Origin of the sequence: Micromonospora globbae (genome assembly GCF_036184225.1) — a bacterium.
In the GTDB taxonomy this organism is placed as follows: domain Bacteria; phylum Actinomycetota; class Actinomycetes; order Mycobacteriales; family Micromonosporaceae; genus Micromonospora; species Micromonospora globbae.
The window spans coordinates 6,537,634-6,553,543 of the sequence record NZ_CP108084.1 but is presented as its reverse complement, the minus strand read 5'-3'; the positions used below and the strand labels follow the sequence as shown (position 1 = coordinate 6,553,543).

Below are 15,910 nucleotides of genomic sequence, written 5' to 3'. Positions count from 1 at the left end.
TTCATGATCACCGCATGGGGGGGCCGGGGAACTCAGGCCACGGGGGCCCTGCCCAGCGCGGCCTCGGCCTCGTCCTCCGGGGTCGGCTGGACCGGCTCGTTGGTGGTGCGCAGCGGGATCTCCTTGACGAACCAGGCGAGCACCGGCACGGCCACGGCGACGAGCACCGCCCACCAGAAGACGTGCGAAATGGCGTCGGCGAGGCCGGCGAGCACCAGCTCACGCGCCTGGGCGGGGAGCTTCGCGAGCTGCTCCAGGTCCAACCGGCCGCCGCTCTCGCCGCCGCCCCCGAACGCCGATCCCGCCGCCGAGTCGGCGAGCCGGTTGGCGAAGACGGCGCCGAACAGGGAGATGCCGAACGAGCCGCCGATCGACCGGAAGAACGTCGCCGCGCCGCTCGCCGCGCCCAGGTCCTTCTGCGGGACGCTGTTCTGCGCGATGAGCATCGAGGTCTGCATGAGGAAGCCCATGCCGACGCCGAGCACGACCATGAACAGCGAGGACTCCAGCTTGCTGGTGCCCACGTCCAGCATGGTCAGCAGGCCCATGCCGGCCGTCATGACCACGCCACCCACGATCGGGTACACGCGGTAGCGACCGGTCCGGGTGATCGCCCGGCCGACGACCAGCGAGACCACGAGCATGCCGAACATGAGCGGGAGCAGCAGCAGGCCGCTGTTCGTGGCCGAGGCTCCCTGCACCGTCTGCTGGTACAGCGGCAGGAAGTTCATGGCGCCGAACATCGCGAAGCCGAGCAGGAAGCCGATCACGGAGATCAGCGCGAAGTTGCGGTTGGCGAACAGGCCCAGCGGCAGGATCGGCTCGGCCGCCCGCCGCTCGACGAACCCGAAGGCGATCCCCGACACCACGGCGAGGGCGGCCAGGCCGAGGATCTGCGGCGAGCCCCAGGCGTACTCGTTGCCGCCCCAGGTGGTGATCAGCACGATCGCGGTGATGCCGACCGAGAGCAGCGCGGCGCCGAGCCAGTCGATCCGGTGCTCGGTGCGGTGCCTCGGCAGGTGCAGGGTGGCCATCAGCAGCACCAGCGCGACGCCGCCGAGGGGCAGGTTCACGTAGAACGCCCAGCGCCAGGAGAGGTGGTCGGTGATGAAGCCACCGACCAGCGGCCCGGCGACCATGGCGACGGCCATGACGCCGGCCATCATGCCCTGGTAGCGCCCCCGCTCGCGCGGCGGCACGAGGTCGCCGACGATCGCCATCACGCCGACCATCAGGCCGCCCGCGCCCAGGCCCTGGACGGCCCGGAAGGCGATCAGCTGGATCATGCCGTCACCCTGGCCGCCGAGGAAGCCGGAGCCGGACATGCCGCACAGCGCCGAACCGACCAGGAAGATGCCGACCGAGGTGAGGAAGACGGACTTGCGCCCGTAGAGGTCGCCGAGCTTGCCCCAGATGGGCGTGGAGACGGTGGTGCCCAGCACGTAGGCGGTGACCACCCAGGTGAAGCGGTCCAGGCCGCCGAACTCGCCGACGATCCGCGGCAGCGCGGTGCTGACGATCATGTTGTCGAGCATCGCGAGCATCATCGCGATCATCAGGCCGAAGAGCACGACCCGTACGTTGGGTCGCACCGCGACCTGGCTTGATTGACTCATCGGTAAGCTCCCCCCGAAGCACAGGACCGACTTACTTGCCGGCCGGCTAGTTTCCTTACTTGCCGGACGGTAAGCTAGTTGGCGGACCGGGTCAAGTCGATTGGGTGGTACGGGTGAAGGCGAGCACAGGCGGCACGCGGGAACGCATCAAGGCCGTCGCGTTGGAACTCTTCACCGAGCAGGGCTACGAGAAGACCTCGCTACGGGAGATCGCCGAGCGGCTGAACGTCACGAAGGCGGCGCTCTACTACCACTTCAAGAGCAAGGACGAGATCGTCACGAGCTTCGTGGTCGACCGCGTGGAGCGGATCGACGCCCTCGTGGACTGGGCCGAGTCGCAGCCGGCCACCCGGGAGACGCGGCGCGAGCTGATCGCGCGGTACGCCGACGTGATGTTCACCGACGACCACCCCTCGGTCATGCGCTTCTTCGAGCAGAACCAGACGGTGCTCAAGAACCTGGCCGCCGGGCAGCAGATGCGCGGCCGGATGATGCGGCTCGCCACGGCCCTCTGCCGCGGCGACGACTCGCCGGCGGCGCAACTGCGTGCGGCGCTCTCGCTCTTCGCGGTGCACAGCAGCTGGTTCGCCGTGCGTACGCCGCACATCACCGACGCCGAACGCCGGAAGATCGCCCTCGACGTGGCCGACGAGCTGCTCGCGAAGATCGGCGAACCGGACGCGCGGGAGGGCGCCGAACCGCGGTGAGGGCCGCACGCCCCAGCGAGGCCGCCGGGCGTGTCCCGGATCAGGCCGGGGGCAGTTCCAGGCGGAGGGCCAGCAACTCGACCCCGGCGACGGGTGACCAGTCCTTCTCCGGGGTACGGACGAAGCCCATCCGCTCGTAGAGCCGCTGCGCGGTCTCGGCCATCCCGCGGCGTACGCAGATGACCACGGCCGAGCAGCCCCGCTCGGTGGCGCGGTCCAGGCAGGCCCGCACCAGTGCCGCGCCCGCGCCCCGCCCCTGCGCCGCCGGGTCGACGGCCAGCATCCGGAACTCGGCCTCGCCGGGGCCGGACAGTTCGGCGTACCGGGTGCCGGGCAGCACGAAGGTCACCGAGCCGAGCACCGATCCGGTCCCGTCCTCGGCGACCAGCACCTCGCCGCTCTCCGCCCTGGTGGCCACGTCGGCGAGCACCGTGCCGTAGCCGTGCTCGCCCTTGAGCTGCCCGTCCGCCTCGTACGCGGCGACCGTCAGTCGCGCGATCGCCGCGAAGTCGGCCGGCGTCGCGGGGCGGACCCGGAGCCCGGTCAACCGATCACCGCGATGAGGTCGCCGTCCTGCACCACGTCACCCTCGTTGACCGCGAGCTGCTGCACGACGCCGTCGGACTCGGCGACGACCGGGATCTCCATCTTCATCGACTCGAGGATCACGAGGGTGTCCCCCTCGGACACCGTGTCCCCGGCGGACGCGACGACCTTCCAGACGTTCGCCACCATCTCGGCGCGGATCTCCTCGGCCATCTCCCGGCCCTCCCTCTCGCGGTTGCCTGCCGACGTATCCAATCATGCGGTCGGACGGCGCGGGCGCCGAGCGGCCGGGTCCACGCGGGCCGCGGACCGCGGTACGCGCCGCTTCCGCCCCGGCCCGCCGCGGACGGCAGGGGTCGCACTAGCATCAGCGGGTCGGACCCGGTGCCGGGGCCGCCGGTGGGTGCGCCGGCGCCGAGGTCGTCAACCGGATCCGGCCATCACGAGGAGGTCACCATGGCGAAGAAGGCCCGCAAGAAGAAGGCCCGTAAGAAGAGCGCCGCCAACCACGGCAAGCGCCCCAACTCCTGACCTCGCGGCGGGTGCTCCCGCCGACGGCAGTCAGCTCCCCGGCCGGTGCCGGGACGGCGGTGGCCCGGGTCGACGCTCGACCCGGGCCACCGTCGTGTCCGTTCCGGTACGGCTCAATCGGCCAGTTCGCGTGACTCGGTCGTCTCGAAGACCACCAGCTCGGTGAGCTTCACGCGCAGCCGCTCGCGTAGCTGCTCGGGCGCGGTCTCGTTGCCGCAGCAACGCGCCACCAGCGCCTTGACCTCCTGCTCGATGCCGTACTCACGCAGGCACGGCCCACACTCGTCGAGATGGTGCCGGATCAGCGTCCGCCGCTCCTCGGCGCACTCCAGGTCGAGGTAGAGGTAGACCTCCGAGAGCACCTCGCGGCAGTCCGTCTCGTGCGGCTCTCCACAGCCCACGTCACACCTCCCGGCCGGCGGAAGCGGTCGAGCCCTTGGTGGCGGCGCTGAAGCCGCGCTCCCGGGCGTACTGCTCCAGCAGCTTGCGCAGATTACGCCGCCCGCGGTGCAGGCGCGACATCACCGTGCCGATCGGCGTACCCATGATGTCGGCGACCTCCTTGTAGGAGAAGCCCTCGACGTCGGTGAGGTAGACCGCGAGGCGGAACTCCTCCGGCAGCTGCTGGAGGGCCTCCTTGACGTCGCTGTCCGGCAGCCGGTCGAGCGCCTCCGTCTCGGCGGAGCGCAGACCGCTGGAGGTGTGCGACTCCGCCTCCGCGAGCTGCCAGTCGGTGATCTCGTCGGTGGGCGCCTGCACGGGCTGGCGCTGCCGCTTGCGGTAGGAGTTGATGTAGGTGTTGGTCAGGATCCGGTAGAGCCAGGCCTTCAGGTTGGTGCCCTGCTCGAACTGGTGGAAGGCGGCGTACGCCTTCAGGTACGTCTCCTGGACCAGGTCCTCGGCATCCGCCGGGTTACGCGTCATGCGCAGCCCGGCAGCGTAGAGCTGATCGACGAAGGGCATCGCGTCCCGCTCGAAGCGGGCCCTGCGCTCGTCCGTCTTCTCGGTGGTCAACCGCACGTCCCCTCGCGTCGGATGCTTTCCCGCCGAGGATACGCGTACGGGCCTGCCCGCAGATTCACTTCCGGTCGGTGTGCTGGCGCTCACCGCCGTGCCGTCGGGCGTGACGGGCCACTCGGGCGCGGCGAGCAGCTGGCGCAGCTGCCGCGCGTCCCGGTCGTCCCGCTCCCGGCTCGGTGTCTCGACTGGCACCCGGTCCCCCTTCGCGAAGAAAGTCGTCCCGGGGTTGACAACGCTCGTCGGAGGCGGCGCATTCCGCCGTGCGGGCGGAGGCTCCCCGTTCCTGGTCCCGGCACCGGCGTGGCGGCGCTGGGACCAGGAAGGGCCTGGGAGGATGGTTCCGCCACCCGAACCGGGCAGCGGCACCATCCGATGCAACGACCCTGCGCCGCCGCCGGAAACGGGCCCTTTCCGCCACAACCCGGTCTCATCCGGCGCGCTTCGCCGCCCGGATCGGCGGCTTCGCCGCCTCCGTCCGACCCCGGGGCCGGACAGCCGATCGCCGCCGGTGACCGGCGGGAGGCCGCGGCCACCACCGGCGTGGGCGGCCACGGGACGGCGGCCACACCGGCGGCGAAGGCGCGTCAGTCCGCCGTCCAGCCGTGCCCGCGCAACCAGTCCCGCACCACACCGGCGGTGCCGACCGGGTCCCTCCGCAGGTCGTGGCCCTCCCCCGGCCGGGTCACGACGGTCACGCCGGCGGTCGCGTCGGGCACTCCGAAGGGATCCCGGTCGCCGTTGACCACCAGCGTCGGCAGGCCGGTCCGCAGTTCCTCGGCCCGGGTGCGCTCCGGGCGGCCGGGCGGGTGCAGCGGAAACGCCAGCGCCACGATCCCCGCCGCGCCGACCGCACGGGCCGTACGGCAGGCGACCCGCGCCCCGCTGGACCGCCCGCCGACGAGCAGCACGGGCACGTCCGCGTGGCGTTCGCGTAGCACCGCGAGCACCGCCGTCCACGCCTCGTCCAGGTGCCCGGCCGGCGCCGGCGCGCGCCGCCCGGCCACCCGGTAGGGCTGTGTCACCCGCACCACGGCCACGCCAGCGGCCACCGCCGCCTCCCGGACGGCGAGCAGGTCCGGCGCGTCGACGCTGCCACCCGCCCCGTGCCCGAGCACCAGCAGGGCCGCGGCGGCGCCGGACGGCAGATCGGTGTCGATCCGAGCCGGGCCGCGCGGGGTCGGGATCTCGTCGTGCGCTGTCACCGGGTCATTGTCGACCCGGCCGCGGACCGCCCGGGCCCCGCCCGGGGAATGCTCCCGACCGGCGGGCGCCCGGACTCAGGCCAGCGGGACGAGCGCGAGAAGACGGTCGCGGACCGGTGGTCCGGCCTCCTCGGCCGCGTCCGGATCCGGCTGGACCTCGCTGCGCCACGCGACCAGCATGGCGCGGCGTTCCCGGGGCGTGGTGCCGCCCCACACGCCGTGGCAGTCGCCGACCTCCAGCGCCCAGGCGAGGCACGAGCCCTGCACCTCGCAGGTGCGGCAGAGCGCGACGGCCGCGTCGGCGGGCTCGTTCGGAGCCGGAAAGAACGTCTCTGGATCGACGCTCTGGCAGGTGCCTCTGGTCCGCCACGCCTCGTCCTGCCGCCGCTCGCGCAACGCGCGGAGCAGCCGCGGATCTCGTCGTGCGGCGGCCACCTCATGCGGGCGGGGCATACGCGCCCGGGTCATCCACCCACCTCCCCCGTGGGACCAGCAAGATCAGCGGGTGTCGTCCGCCCCCTGCGGATCGACACTCGCCACGGCGCTGTGTTCTACCGCACTTTCGGAGGGCGTCACAAGGGGCTACCGGGAAGATGACCGAACGACCGGGAGACGTTTCACCCGCAACCCCGGCAAATCGGCACGCGGCGATGGCGGCGCCGGAACGGTGCGTGACGGCGACGCGCCCCGACGATCAGAAAAGTGTCAGATCCTCCGCCTCGCGCGGGAGCGGCACCCGCGCGGTCAGGTGCGGGCCGTCGTTGCGGACGTCGCCCACCGCCGGGCCGACCGGGCGGACCTCCAGCCCGGCGAGCCAGTCGGCCGGCGGCGGGGCGAGCAGCGCGGCCGGGTCGTCCGCCGGCTCCAGCCAGGGCGCCCAACGGTCGGGCGGCAGGAGCAGCGGCATCCGGTCGTGCACCTCCGCCAACTCGCCGAGCGCCGCGGTGGTGAGCACGCTGAACGTGAGCCTCGCGTCGTCGCCGGCGCCCCAGACCGACCAGATGCCGGCGAAGGCGAGCACCGAGCCGTCCCGCGGGGTCATGTAGTACGCCTGCCGGCCGTCGGGCGAGCGGACCCACTCGTACCAGCCCTCGGCCGGGACCAGGCAGCGGCGGCGGGCGAAGGCCCCCGCGTACGCCCGGCTGGTGGCGACCGTCTCGGCGCGGGCGTTGATCATCCGAGCGGCGCCGGCGGCGCTGCGGGCCCAGTGGGGCAGGAAGCCCCAGCGGGCCACGGAGAGGGTGCGGTGCCCCTCCGGGCTGAGCCGCACCAGCGGCACGGGGTCGGTCGGCGCCACGTTGTGGTCGGGGCCGAGCCGGCCGCCCGTGTCGTCGTACGACTCGAAGAGGGCGCTCAGCTCACCCGAGCTCCGGGTCGTCGCGTACCTCCCGCACATGTCGCACACGCTAACCCGCCGGACGCCCCGCCGGCTGTCCCGACTGCCGGGCGGCCGGCGTCGCCGTCGGGCGGACGCGGCAGAATGTAACCGTGGGCACTACGACCGCGACCCGGCCGCTGCAGCCGTGGACCGCACCGACCGCCTCCGACCCGGTGGCGGCGACGCTGCGCCTCCCCGGCTCCAAGTCGATGACCGCCCGCGCGCTGGTGCTCAGCGCGCTGGCCAGCGGTCCGTCGACGCTGGCCGGGCCGCTGCGCGCCCGCGACACCGAGCTGATGGCCGCCGGCCTGCGCGGCATGGGTGCGCACGTGTCGATCAGCGACGACGAGCGGTGGCTCGTCCGGCCGCACCGGCTCGTCGGCCCGGCGCACGTCGACGTCGGCCTGGCCGGCACGGTGATGCGCTTCGTGCCGCCGGTGGCCGGCCTCGCCGAGGGACGGATCACCTTCGACGGCGACCCGCAGGCCCGCACGCGGCCACTCGGCCCGCTCATCGGGGCGCTGCGCTCGCTGGGCGTCCGGATCGACGTCGCCGGCCCCGACAGCCTGCCGCTGACCGTGGTGGGCGCCGGCCGGGTGGCGGGCGGCGAGGTGGTGATCGACGCCTCCGCCTCCAGCCAGCTCGTCTCCGGCCTGCTGCTGGCCGCGCCGCGCTTCGAGCGCGGGGTGGTGGTCCGGCACGTCGGCCCGCCCGTCCCCTCCGCGCCGCACCTGCGGATGACCGTGCAGATGCTGCGGGCCGCCGGCGCCGCGGTCGACGACGCCGAGCCCGACGTCTGGGCCGTCGAACCGGGCCCGCTCACCGGCCGCGGCTGGGAGATCGAACCGGACCTCTCCGGCGCGGTGCCGTTCTTCGCCGCCGCGCTGGTCACCGGGGGCGAGGTCACGCTGGCCGGCTGGCCGCACAGCAGCGCCCAGCCGGTGGAGCGCCTCCGGGAGCTGCTGCAACGGATGGGTGGCGAGGTGCAGCTCTCCACGGCGGGGCTCACCGTGCGGGGCACCGGCACGGTACGCGGTCTGGAGGCGGATCTCTCCGACGTCAGCGAGCTGACGCCGGCGCTGACCGCGCTCGCCATGCTGGCCGACTCCCCGTCCCGGTTCACCGGGGTGGCACACATCCGCGGGCACGAGACCGACCGCATCGCGGCGCTGGCGCGGGAGTTCACCGCCCTCGGCGCCGACCTGACCGAGTCCCGCGACGGGCTGGAGATCCGGCCCCGCCCGCTGCGGGGCGGCACCTTCCGCACGTACGCCGACCACCGGATGGCGCACGCCGCCGCGGTGGCGGGGCTCGCCGTGCCGGGCATCGAACTCGACGACGTCGCCTGCACCTCCAAGACCATGCCGGAGTTTCCGGCACTATGGTCGGCGATGGTGACCGGCAAGAGCTGACGGGACGGGGGCGGCCCTGGCGACCAGGCGGCGCGAGTACGACGAAGACGACGTACGGGTCCGGCCCGGCAGGTCGTCCCGCCCGCGTACCCGCACCCGCCCCCGGCACGCGGACGCGGTGGAGGGGTTCGTCATCGCCGTCGACCGGGGGCGCTACACCTGCGTGCTCCCCGGTGCCGGGCCGGACGCCCCCACGGTCACCGCGATGCGCGCCCGGGAGCTGGGCCGCAAGTCGGTGGTGGTGGGCGACCGCGTGGGGCTGGTGGGCGACACCTCCGGCGCACCGGGCGCCCTGGCCCGCATCGTCCGGATCGCCGAGCGGTCGTCGGTGCTGCGCCGCACCGCCGAGGACGACGCCACCACCGCCGAGGGGCGGCTGGAGCGGGTGGTCGTCGCCAACGCCGACCAGTTGGTGATCGTCAGTGCGCTGGCCGACCCGCCCCCGCGCACCGGTTTCATCGACCGTTGCCTCGTGGCCGCGTACGACGCGGACATCGAACCGCTGCTGTGCCTCACGAAGGCGGACCTGGCCGGCCCGGAGGCGGTGCTCGACTACTACGCCGAGCTGGAGCTGCCGTACGTGCTGATCCGCCCGGAGTCGGAGCTGGACGCGCTGCGGTCGCTGCTCGCCGGGCGGGTCTCGGTGCTCGTGGGGCACTCCGGGGTCGGCAAGTCGACGCTGGTCAACCGGCTCGTCCCGCAGGCGGACCGGGCGGTCGGCACGGTCAGCGCGATCGGCCGCGGCCGGCACACCTCGACCAGCGCCGTGGCGCTGCGCCTGCCGCCGGCCGCGGGTCGCGACGGCGACCCGGGCTGGATCATCGACACCCCGGGCGTGCGCAGTTTCGGGCTGGCGCACGTCTCCGCCGACAGCCTGCTGCACGGCTTCCCCGACCTGGTGGAGGGCACCCTCGACTGCCCCGCGAACTGTCCCCACACGCCGGACGAGCCGGCGTGCGGGCTGGACGCCTGGGTGGCCGCCGGCAAGGCCGACCCGCGCCGGCTCGCCTCGTACCGCCGCCTGCTGGCCTCCCGCGCGGGCGAGAGCGACCCGCGTGGCGAGCCCGAGCCCGGCGGCGAACGGCCCGGCCACGGGTGAGCCGCGCCCGGTCGGCTAGGTTGCCTGCATGACCGGGTACGCCGACGACCTCGCCCTCGCCCACACGCTCGCCGACGCCGCGGACGCCGTCTCGACGGCCCGGTTCCGGGCGCTGGACCTGCGCGTGGAGTCGAAGCCGGACCTGACCCCGGTCTCCGACGCGGACACGGCCGTCGAGCGGGAGATCCGCGACCTGCTGGCCGCGCACCGCCCGGCCGACGGTCTGCTCGGCGAGGAGTACGGCGCCCAGCCGCCGGCCGGGCCGTCCGGGCGGCGCTGGGTCATCGACCCGATCGACGGCACCAAGAACTTCGTCCGCGGGGTGCCGGTCTGGGGCACCCTCATCGCGCTGCTCGAAGGCGACCGGCCCGTGCTCGGGCTGGTCTCGGCGCCGGCGCTGGGGCGCCGATGGTGGGCCGCGGCCGGCGCGGGCGCGTGGGCCGGCCCCGACCGGGAGCGCGGCGAGCGGATCCGGGTCTCCGGTGTGCGGACGCTGGCCGACGCGAGCTTCTGCTACTCGTCCCTCACCGGCTGGGAGGCCGCCGGGCGGTTGGACGCGATGCTCGGCCTGATGCGGGACTGCTGGCGCAGCCGCGCGTACGGCGACTTCTACGGTTACATGCTGCTGGCCGAGGGGGCACTGGACGTGATGGTGGAGCCGGAGCTGTCGCTCTGGGACGTCGCGGCGCTGGTGCCGATCGTGACCGAGGCGGGCGGCACCATCACCGACCTGGCCGGCGCATCCGCCCTTGCCGGAGGGCCCGGCGGCGACCTCAGCGCGGTCGCGAGCAACGGCCCGCTGCACGCCGACGTCCTCGCCCGGCTGGGTCGGCCAGCCGCGCGCTGAGCACTGCCAGCCTCTATCCTCGCCAGGTGGTCTCCTCCGGCTGGTGCTTCCTCGCTGCGATGATCGTCGCGTACGGCGTCGCCAACCTGCTCCAGTCGGTGGCCGTGGCACGCACGACGGTGCACCACAGCTTCGATCCGGCGCTGCTGCTGCGGCTGGCCGGGCACCGCACCTACCTGGTCGGCGTGGCCTGCCAGCTCGCCGGCTTCCTGCTCGCCTTCCTGGCCCGCCGGGACCTTCCGCTCTTCCTCGTGCAGTCGAGCGTGGCGGCCGGGCTGGGCGTGACGGCCATCCTCGGCGTGCTGGTCCTGAAGTGGCGGTTACCGGTGGCCGAGGTGGTGCTGCTGGCCCTGCTCTTCGCCGGCATCAGCGCCCTGGTGCTGTCCGCCCGGCCGGCGCCGTCGCGGCAGCTCGGCCCGGCCGGCCTGATCGCCCTGCTCGTGGTGCTCGTCGTCATCGCCGTGCTGGGCTTCTTCGCGGTCCGGCTGCACGGGGCGCCCGGGTCGGTGGCGCTCGGTTCGCTGGCCGGCCTCGCCTTCTCCGCCGCCGCCGTGGCGGCCCGCCCGCTCGCCTCCTCCCCGTCGGTCGAGGCGTTCGCGCGCAACCCGCTGCTCTACCTCCTGGTCGCGCACTCGGTCGTCGGCCAGTTGCTGCTCGGCCTCGCCATGCAACGCGGCTCCACGACCGCGGCGGTGGCGGCCATGGACGCGGCGGGCGCGGTGCCCGCGGCGATCGTCGGGCTGCTGCTGCTCAACGACAAGATCTGGCCGGGCCGGGAGTGGCTGGCCGCCGCCGGTTTCCTCATCACGCTCGCCGCGGTGATCGGCCTGACCCGGTACGCCGAGCCGCAGCAGCACCACCGAGCGCCCCGCGGCCGGCAGCGGCAGCCCCTGGTCGGCGCCGCGGGCCTCAACTGACGGTCGAGCGGGCGGGCCGGTTCACGCCTCCACGGGCTTGCGGCGGCGTACCACCCGCTCGTAGAGGCGCTCCAACGCGCCGGCGGTCCGCTCCCACGTGTAGCTGCACCGCACCCGGTCCACGGCCGCGTGCCCGTAGGCGAACCGCCCCGCGTTGTCGGCGAGCAGGCGACGCAGCGTCACCCCGAGAGCGCGTACGTCACCCGGCGGCACCAGCCGGCCGGTGACCTCGTCCACCACGGCGTCGGCGATGCCACCCATGGCGTAGCCGACCACCGGCACGCCGCAGGCCATCGCCTCCAGCGACACCCGGCCGGCCGACGAGTAGTGCGGGGTGCAGGCGACCACGTCGGCGGACCGGTACCAGGTGGCCATCTGGTCGTGCGGTACGGCGCCCACCAGCTTCACCTGCTCGGCCACCCCGTTGCGGTCGGCCAGCTCCCGCAGGCGGCGCGCCTCGGCGTGGCTGTCCAGCTCCTCGGCGGGCGGGCCGCCGGCGATCACCAGCTCGGCGTCGCCGACCAGCCGCATGGCCTGGATCAGGTCGTCCTGGCCGTGGCCGGGGGCGAGGCCGCCGACGGAGAGGATCCGGGGCCGCTGGTCGCGCGGCGCCGCCTCGCCGTCGGGGTGGAACTGCTCCACGTCCACCCCGGTGGGCACCATCGCCACCGAGGTGCGTTGCAGTCCCATCCGGGTCAGTTCGTCGACCTCGTCGTTGCACTGGGCCACGGCGATGTCCACGGCGCGGGTCAGGGCCCGCTCCAGCGGGATCCGCTCCCCCGGCCCGTCGTACGCGCGGCCGAGGTGGCGCAGCTGCTCGATGCCGAGCGAGTGGAACGTCTGCACCACGGGGATGTCCGTCTCCCGGACGGCGTGCGCCGCGGCGAGCCCACCGACCCAGTAGTGCCCGTGCACCACCTCCGGACGCCACTGCCCGGTCCAGCGGTCGGTCAACCAGCCGCCGAACTCGGCCACGTACGGGATGAGCTCGGCCGTCGGCAGCGGCGCGGCCGGGCCGACCGGGACGCGTTCCACCCGGTAGCCGTCGGCGTCGACGGTCGCCGGCAGCCCGGGATCGTCCCGCCGCTCGTAGACCCGGACGTCGTGTCCTCGTCTCGCCAGCTCGGCGGCGACCCGTGCGATGTGTTGGTGGGTGCCGACCGTCGGGCCGTCGGTCGTCCTGGACGGGCCGGCGTGCGCGCAGACGAGGCCGACGCGCATGGGTCACCTCCATGCGATCGTTCCAGCGGTGGTCCTCCCGGTCAGAGGGTCCCATTAACCAGGGCCCCGGACGCCGAAACCTGGCAGATCAGGAAGAGCCCGGCAGGTCACCCGGACACTTCCGCCACGACAATCACCAGGCGTACCGGATCACCGTCCGATGATCACGGTGCGTGGCGATCCGGGCCCGTTCGGCGGCATGACCGCCCCCGGGCGGGGGTACCGGCGAGGAATGCCACTCACCCGCAGCCTCGACGACGCCACGGTCGTCATCACGGGAGCCTCCAGCGGGATCGGCGCGGCCACGGCGTACGCCCTCGCCCGGCGCGGCACGGCGGTGGTGCTGGCGGCCCGGAGCGAGTCGACCCTGTCGCGCGTGGCGCAACGGTGCCAGGAGCTGGGCGGCCAGGCGCTCGTCGTACCGACCGACGTCACCGACGCGGCCGCCGTCCAGCGGCTCGCCGACCGCGCGGCGGCCGAGTTCGGCCACGTCGACGCGTGGGTCAACAACGCCGCGGTGGGCGCCGTGGGGCTCTTCGACGAGATACCGGTGGCCGAGTTCCGCCGCGTGCTCGAGGTCAACCTGCTCGGCGCGGTGCACGGCATCCGGGCCGCGCTGCCCCACCTCGCCGCCGCCGGCGGGGGCGTCGTGGTCAACAACGCCTCGGTGCTGGCCGAGGTGGCGATGCCCTACCAGTCGCCGTACAACGCCACGAAGCACGGGCTGCGCGGCCTGGCCGACACCGTCCGCCAGGAACTGCGGGTCACCGGGCGGAGCAACATCTCGATCTGCACGATCCTGCCGGCCACCATCGACACCCCGTTCTTCCGGCACGCGGCCAACCACACCGGCCGGGAGGTGCTGCCACCCCCACCGGTCTACCCGCCGGAGACGGTGGCGGCCACCATCGTGCGGATGCTGCGCCGGCCGCGCCGGGAGGCGTACGCCGGTGGGGCGGCCCGGCTGCTCGGCCTCCAGTGGCGGCTGGCTCCGGCGCTGACCGAACGGGCCCTCGGCTGGTACGCCCACCGCACCCAGTTCGGGCCGGGCGCCCGCGCGGACAGCACGGGCAACGTGTTCCGGGCCGACGCGGACGGCCGGCGGGAGGGCGGCTGGCACGGCCGGCGCCGGCAGCTCGTCCGGATGACCGCCGCCTTCGGCCTCGCCGCCGCCGGCACGGCGGTCGGCACCCTGGCCGCCCGGACCCGCCGGGCTCGGACGGGCCGCCCATGAGGCGGACCGAGCGCCCGTCGACGCGGGCCGTGACCGGCGGCGAGACGACCGCGCCCGTCCACGTGCTGGCCGACGAGTCCTCGCCGGTGGTCCGGATCACGGGCGTGCTCGACCGGTCGGGCGTGCCCGCCGTCCGCGACGCGCTGCTCGACCGCCTCGTTGCCCGTCCCGGTCCCGTGGTGGCCGACCTCACGGAGGTTCGCGTCGTCGACCCGGCCGCCCGTGCCGTCTTCGCCGAGGTGCGGCGCGAAGTGGCCGACTGGCCGTCGGCGGGCCTGCTGGTCTGCGACCCCGCCGGGTCGGACCCGCCGGATCCCGCCCTGGCCGGGGTCCCGGTGCTGCCGACCCTCGACGCGGCGATGGACGCCGTGGCGCGGTCGCCGATGGCCGCCGTGCTCACCGCCGATCTCGCGCCGGTTCCCGACGCGGCCCGCGAGGCCCGGGACCTGCTGGCCGACGGCTGCCGGCGGTGGGGGGTGCCGGGGCTCGTCGAGGTGGGCAGCATCGCCCTGACCGAGATCGTCAACAACGTGGTGGCGCACGCCCGTACGCCGATGACGGTCCGGCTCGCGCCGGAGGACGGGACGCTGCGCCTGGCCGTCCGCGACCGTTCGACCCGGCCGCCCAGCTTCGCCGGCCCGGCCACGCCGACCTCGATCGGCGGCCGGGGGCTGCTGCTGGTCGACACCCTCGCCGAGCGCTGGGGCGCCACCCCGCTCCCGGACGGCAAGGTCGTCTGGTGCGTCCTCGCTCCCCCGCCCTGACGTCCGCCAGCCGCGCAACGGGATGGGCGTTTAGGGTGTCTTCACGGCTTTCGGGGGGCGCCGCAACTGCATGATCGACGGGTGGGGCGGGTAGTGATCCGTCATGCGCGACGACGAGTACCCGACCCCCGTGTCCGACCCGGAGGCCAACGGCCTGCCGGGGACCGCCGACGACGACTCGACGGCCAACGACGACGTCTACACCGGTCGCGAGGCGGACGGCCCGGACCCGGCCCAGCTACCGGCCGACCGGACGCCGGTCGCCGTGGACCGGTACGGCACCACCGCGGAGGAGCAGCTCGACGGCGAGTCGCTGGACTACAAGCTCCAGCGCGAGCAGTACGAGCGGCCCGCCGACGACCCGCTGGCGGGCCCCGTCGACCCGGGCATCGCGGCGGAGGCCGACAGCGAGGAGGCCGCGGCGCAGGCGCAGCTCGACGCGGACGTCGTCGACGACGGCCCCAGCTCGGACCCGAAGTCGCCGGTGTCGCTCTACGACCACGGCCAGCTCGGCACGGTCGCCGACGCCCAGGTGGGCCGGATCGTGGAACCGGACGAGGGGTCGCACACCGACCAGGAGACCGACAACGTGGCGTACGACGCCGGCTCGGCCGGTGGCGGGGCCAGCGCCGAGGAGCTGGCCATCCACGAGACGCAGCCGCCACACTCGGTCTGACCGGCGGCCGGTCAGTCCAGGCCGCGTTCGATCGCGTACCGGGTCAGCTCGACCCGGTTGTGCAGCTGGAGCTTGCCCAGTGTGTTCTGCACGTGGTTCTGCACCGTCCGGTGCGAGAGGCCGAGCCGCTGGGCGATCTGCTTGTACGACAGCCCCTTGGCCACGAGCCGGAGCACCTCGGTCTCCCGCTCGGTGAGCCGCGGCGTCTCCCCCGGTGACGACCCCGCGGGCCCCGCGGGGGTCGCCGCCAGCCGCCGGTACTCGCCGAGCACGAGGCCCGCGAGGCCGGGGGTGAAGACCGGCTCCCCCGCCGCCGTCCGGCGCACGGCGTCCAGGAACTCGGCCGGCGCCGCCGACTTCACGAGGTAGCCGGTGGCACCCGCCTTGACCGCGTCGAGCACGCTCTGCTGCTCACCGCTCGCGGAGAGCATGAGCACGCGCACGTCCGGCAGCGCCTCCCGCAGCCCCTGGATCACGGCGACGCCGGAGATGTCCGGTAGCTGGAGGTCGAGCACCACCACGTCGGGCCGGGCGGCGGGGGCGACCCGCACCGCCTGCCGCCCCTCGCCGCTGGTCGCCACGACGAGGTGACCGGCCTCGGTGAGGTCGCGGGCAACGCCCTCGCGCCACATCGGGTGGTCGTCGACGATCATGACCCGCACCGGCCGCCCGGGGCCGCCAACCTCCCCGGTCACCGGTCGCTCCACGCCGGCCTCGCCGGTCGCCGGCCGCTCCACGCC

At 74.4% G+C, this 15,910-nt stretch carries 19 protein-coding genes; 9 read left to right on the top strand and 10 right to left on the bottom strand.

All coding sequences use genetic code 11. From position 1 onward, the window contains the following. Positions 1-32: 32 nt before the first annotated feature. A complete protein-coding gene (locus OG994_RS30060; protein WP_328851685.1) occupies positions 33-1,616 on the bottom strand; it encodes an MDR family MFS transporter in 1,584 nt (527 codons plus the stop codon). Positions 1,617-1,729: 113 nt separating this feature from the next. Here OG994_RS30060 and OG994_RS30055 point away from each other — a divergent pair, with 113 nt between their 5' ends. Next, a complete protein-coding gene (locus OG994_RS30055; protein WP_120329042.1) occupies positions 1,730-2,323 on the top strand; it encodes a TetR/AcrR family transcriptional regulator in 594 nt (197 codons plus the stop codon). Between the two features lie 40 nt (positions 2,324-2,363). Here OG994_RS30055 and OG994_RS30050 read toward each other — a convergent pair whose 3' ends face one another. Together OG994_RS30050 and OG994_RS30045 are read right to left on the bottom strand one after the other, a co-directional pair. Continuing rightward, positions 2,364-2,870, bottom strand: coding sequence for a GNAT family N-acetyltransferase (locus tag OG994_RS30050; protein WP_328851684.1), 507 nt, complete (start codon positions 2,868-2,870; stop codon positions 2,364-2,366). After that, positions 2,867-3,082 (bottom strand): biotin/lipoyl-binding carrier protein, encoded by a 216-nt coding sequence (locus OG994_RS30045; protein WP_091068708.1) that lies wholly within the window; start codon positions 3,080-3,082, stop codon positions 2,867-2,869. Before OG994_RS30045 ends, OG994_RS30050 begins: the two co-directional genes overlap by 4 nt. Positions 3,083-3,325: 243 nt before the next feature. Here OG994_RS30045 and OG994_RS31655 point away from each other — a divergent pair, with 243 nt between their 5' ends. After that, positions 3,326-3,400 carry a 50S ribosomal protein bL37 gene (locus OG994_RS31655; protein WP_370461611.1) on the top strand — a complete coding sequence of 25 codons (75 nt, stop codon included), beginning with the start codon at positions 3,326-3,328 and terminating at the stop codon, positions 3,398-3,400. Positions 3,401-3,513: 113 nt separating this feature from the next. Here OG994_RS31655 and rsrA read toward each other — a convergent pair whose 3' ends face one another. The 5 genes from rsrA to OG994_RS30020 form a co-directional block, all read right to left on the bottom strand. Then, a complete protein-coding gene (gene rsrA, locus OG994_RS30040) occupies positions 3,514-3,801 on the bottom strand; it encodes a mycothiol system anti-sigma-R factor (protein WP_120329040.1) in 288 nt (95 codons plus the stop codon). A 1-nt stretch (position 3,802) separates the two neighbouring features. Beyond that, a complete protein-coding gene (locus tag OG994_RS30035; RefSeq protein WP_120329039.1) occupies positions 3,803-4,612 on the bottom strand; it encodes a sigma-70 family RNA polymerase sigma factor in 810 nt (269 codons plus the stop codon). A 392-nt stretch (positions 4,613-5,004) separates the two neighbouring features. Continuing rightward, complete coding sequence (locus OG994_RS30030) at positions 5,005-5,622, bottom strand: alpha/beta hydrolase family protein (RefSeq protein WP_328851683.1); 618 nt, start codon at positions 5,620-5,622, stop codon at positions 5,005-5,007. A 75-nt stretch (positions 5,623-5,697) separates the two neighbouring features. Beyond that, positions 5,698-6,090, bottom strand: a complete 393-nt coding sequence (locus tag OG994_RS30025; RefSeq protein WP_120329037.1) for a WhiB family transcriptional regulator — start codon at positions 6,088-6,090, stop codon at positions 5,698-5,700. Between the two features lie 226 nt (positions 6,091-6,316). Continuing rightward, positions 6,317-7,018, bottom strand: coding sequence for an SOS response-associated peptidase (locus tag OG994_RS30020; protein WP_328851682.1), 702 nt, complete (start codon positions 7,016-7,018; stop codon positions 6,317-6,319). A 92-nt stretch (positions 7,019-7,110) separates the two neighbouring features. Between OG994_RS30020 and aroA the strand changes: the two genes are divergently transcribed. The 4 genes from aroA to OG994_RS30000 all read left to right on the top strand — a co-directional run bounded on the left by aroA (position 7,111) and on the right by OG994_RS30000 (position 11,275). Continuing rightward, the gene (gene aroA, locus OG994_RS30015) at positions 7,111-8,412 is read left to right on the top strand and encodes a 3-phosphoshikimate 1-carboxyvinyltransferase (RefSeq protein ID WP_328851681.1); all 1,302 of its coding nucleotides are present in this window, start codon (positions 7,111-7,113) and stop codon (positions 8,410-8,412) included. A gap of 118 nt (positions 8,413-8,530) precedes the next feature. Next, positions 8,531-9,511: a ribosome small subunit-dependent GTPase A gene (gene rsgA / locus OG994_RS30010; protein ID WP_328851680.1), complete on the top strand. Its 981-nt coding sequence runs from the start codon at positions 8,531-8,533 to the stop codon at positions 9,509-9,511. Between the two features lie 28 nt (positions 9,512-9,539). Beyond that, complete coding sequence (hisN, locus tag OG994_RS30005; RefSeq protein ID WP_328851679.1) at positions 9,540-10,358, top strand: histidinol-phosphatase; 819 nt, start codon at positions 9,540-9,542, stop codon at positions 10,356-10,358. Positions 10,359-10,384: 26 nt separating this feature from the next. Then, on the top strand, positions 10,385-11,275 hold the full coding sequence (locus OG994_RS30000; protein WP_396844345.1) for a hypothetical protein: 891 nt from the start codon (positions 10,385-10,387) through the stop codon (positions 11,273-11,275). Between the two features lie 21 nt (positions 11,276-11,296). Here OG994_RS30000 and OG994_RS29995 read toward each other — a convergent pair whose 3' ends face one another. Next, positions 11,297-12,496, bottom strand: a complete 1,200-nt coding sequence (locus OG994_RS29995; RefSeq protein WP_328851678.1) for a glycosyltransferase — start codon at positions 12,494-12,496, stop codon at positions 11,297-11,299. Between the two features lie 232 nt (positions 12,497-12,728). On the opposite strand from OG994_RS29995, the gene OG994_RS29990 reads away from it, so the two are divergent. From OG994_RS29990 to OG994_RS29980, 3 genes are all read left to right on the top strand, one after another. Beyond that, on the top strand, positions 12,729-13,730 hold the full coding sequence (locus OG994_RS29990; protein WP_120329132.1) for an SDR family oxidoreductase: 1,002 nt from the start codon (positions 12,729-12,731) through the stop codon (positions 13,728-13,730). After that, complete coding sequence (locus OG994_RS29985) at positions 13,727-14,494, top strand: ATP-binding protein (RefSeq protein ID WP_328851677.1); 768 nt, start codon at positions 13,727-13,729, stop codon at positions 14,492-14,494. The genes OG994_RS29990 and OG994_RS29985 overlap by 4 nt, the downstream gene beginning before the upstream one ends. 103 nt (positions 14,495-14,597) lie before the next feature. Beyond that, positions 14,598-15,170, top strand: coding sequence for a DUF5709 domain-containing protein (locus OG994_RS29980; protein WP_120329029.1), 573 nt, complete (start codon positions 14,598-14,600; stop codon positions 15,168-15,170). A gap of 11 nt (positions 15,171-15,181) precedes the next feature. Here the strand turns inward: OG994_RS29980 and OG994_RS29975 are convergent, their stop codons facing one another. Beyond that, complete coding sequence (locus OG994_RS29975) at positions 15,182-15,823, bottom strand: response regulator transcription factor (protein ID WP_328853828.1); 642 nt, start codon at positions 15,821-15,823, stop codon at positions 15,182-15,184. Between the last annotated feature and the right edge of the window lie 87 nt (positions 15,824-15,910).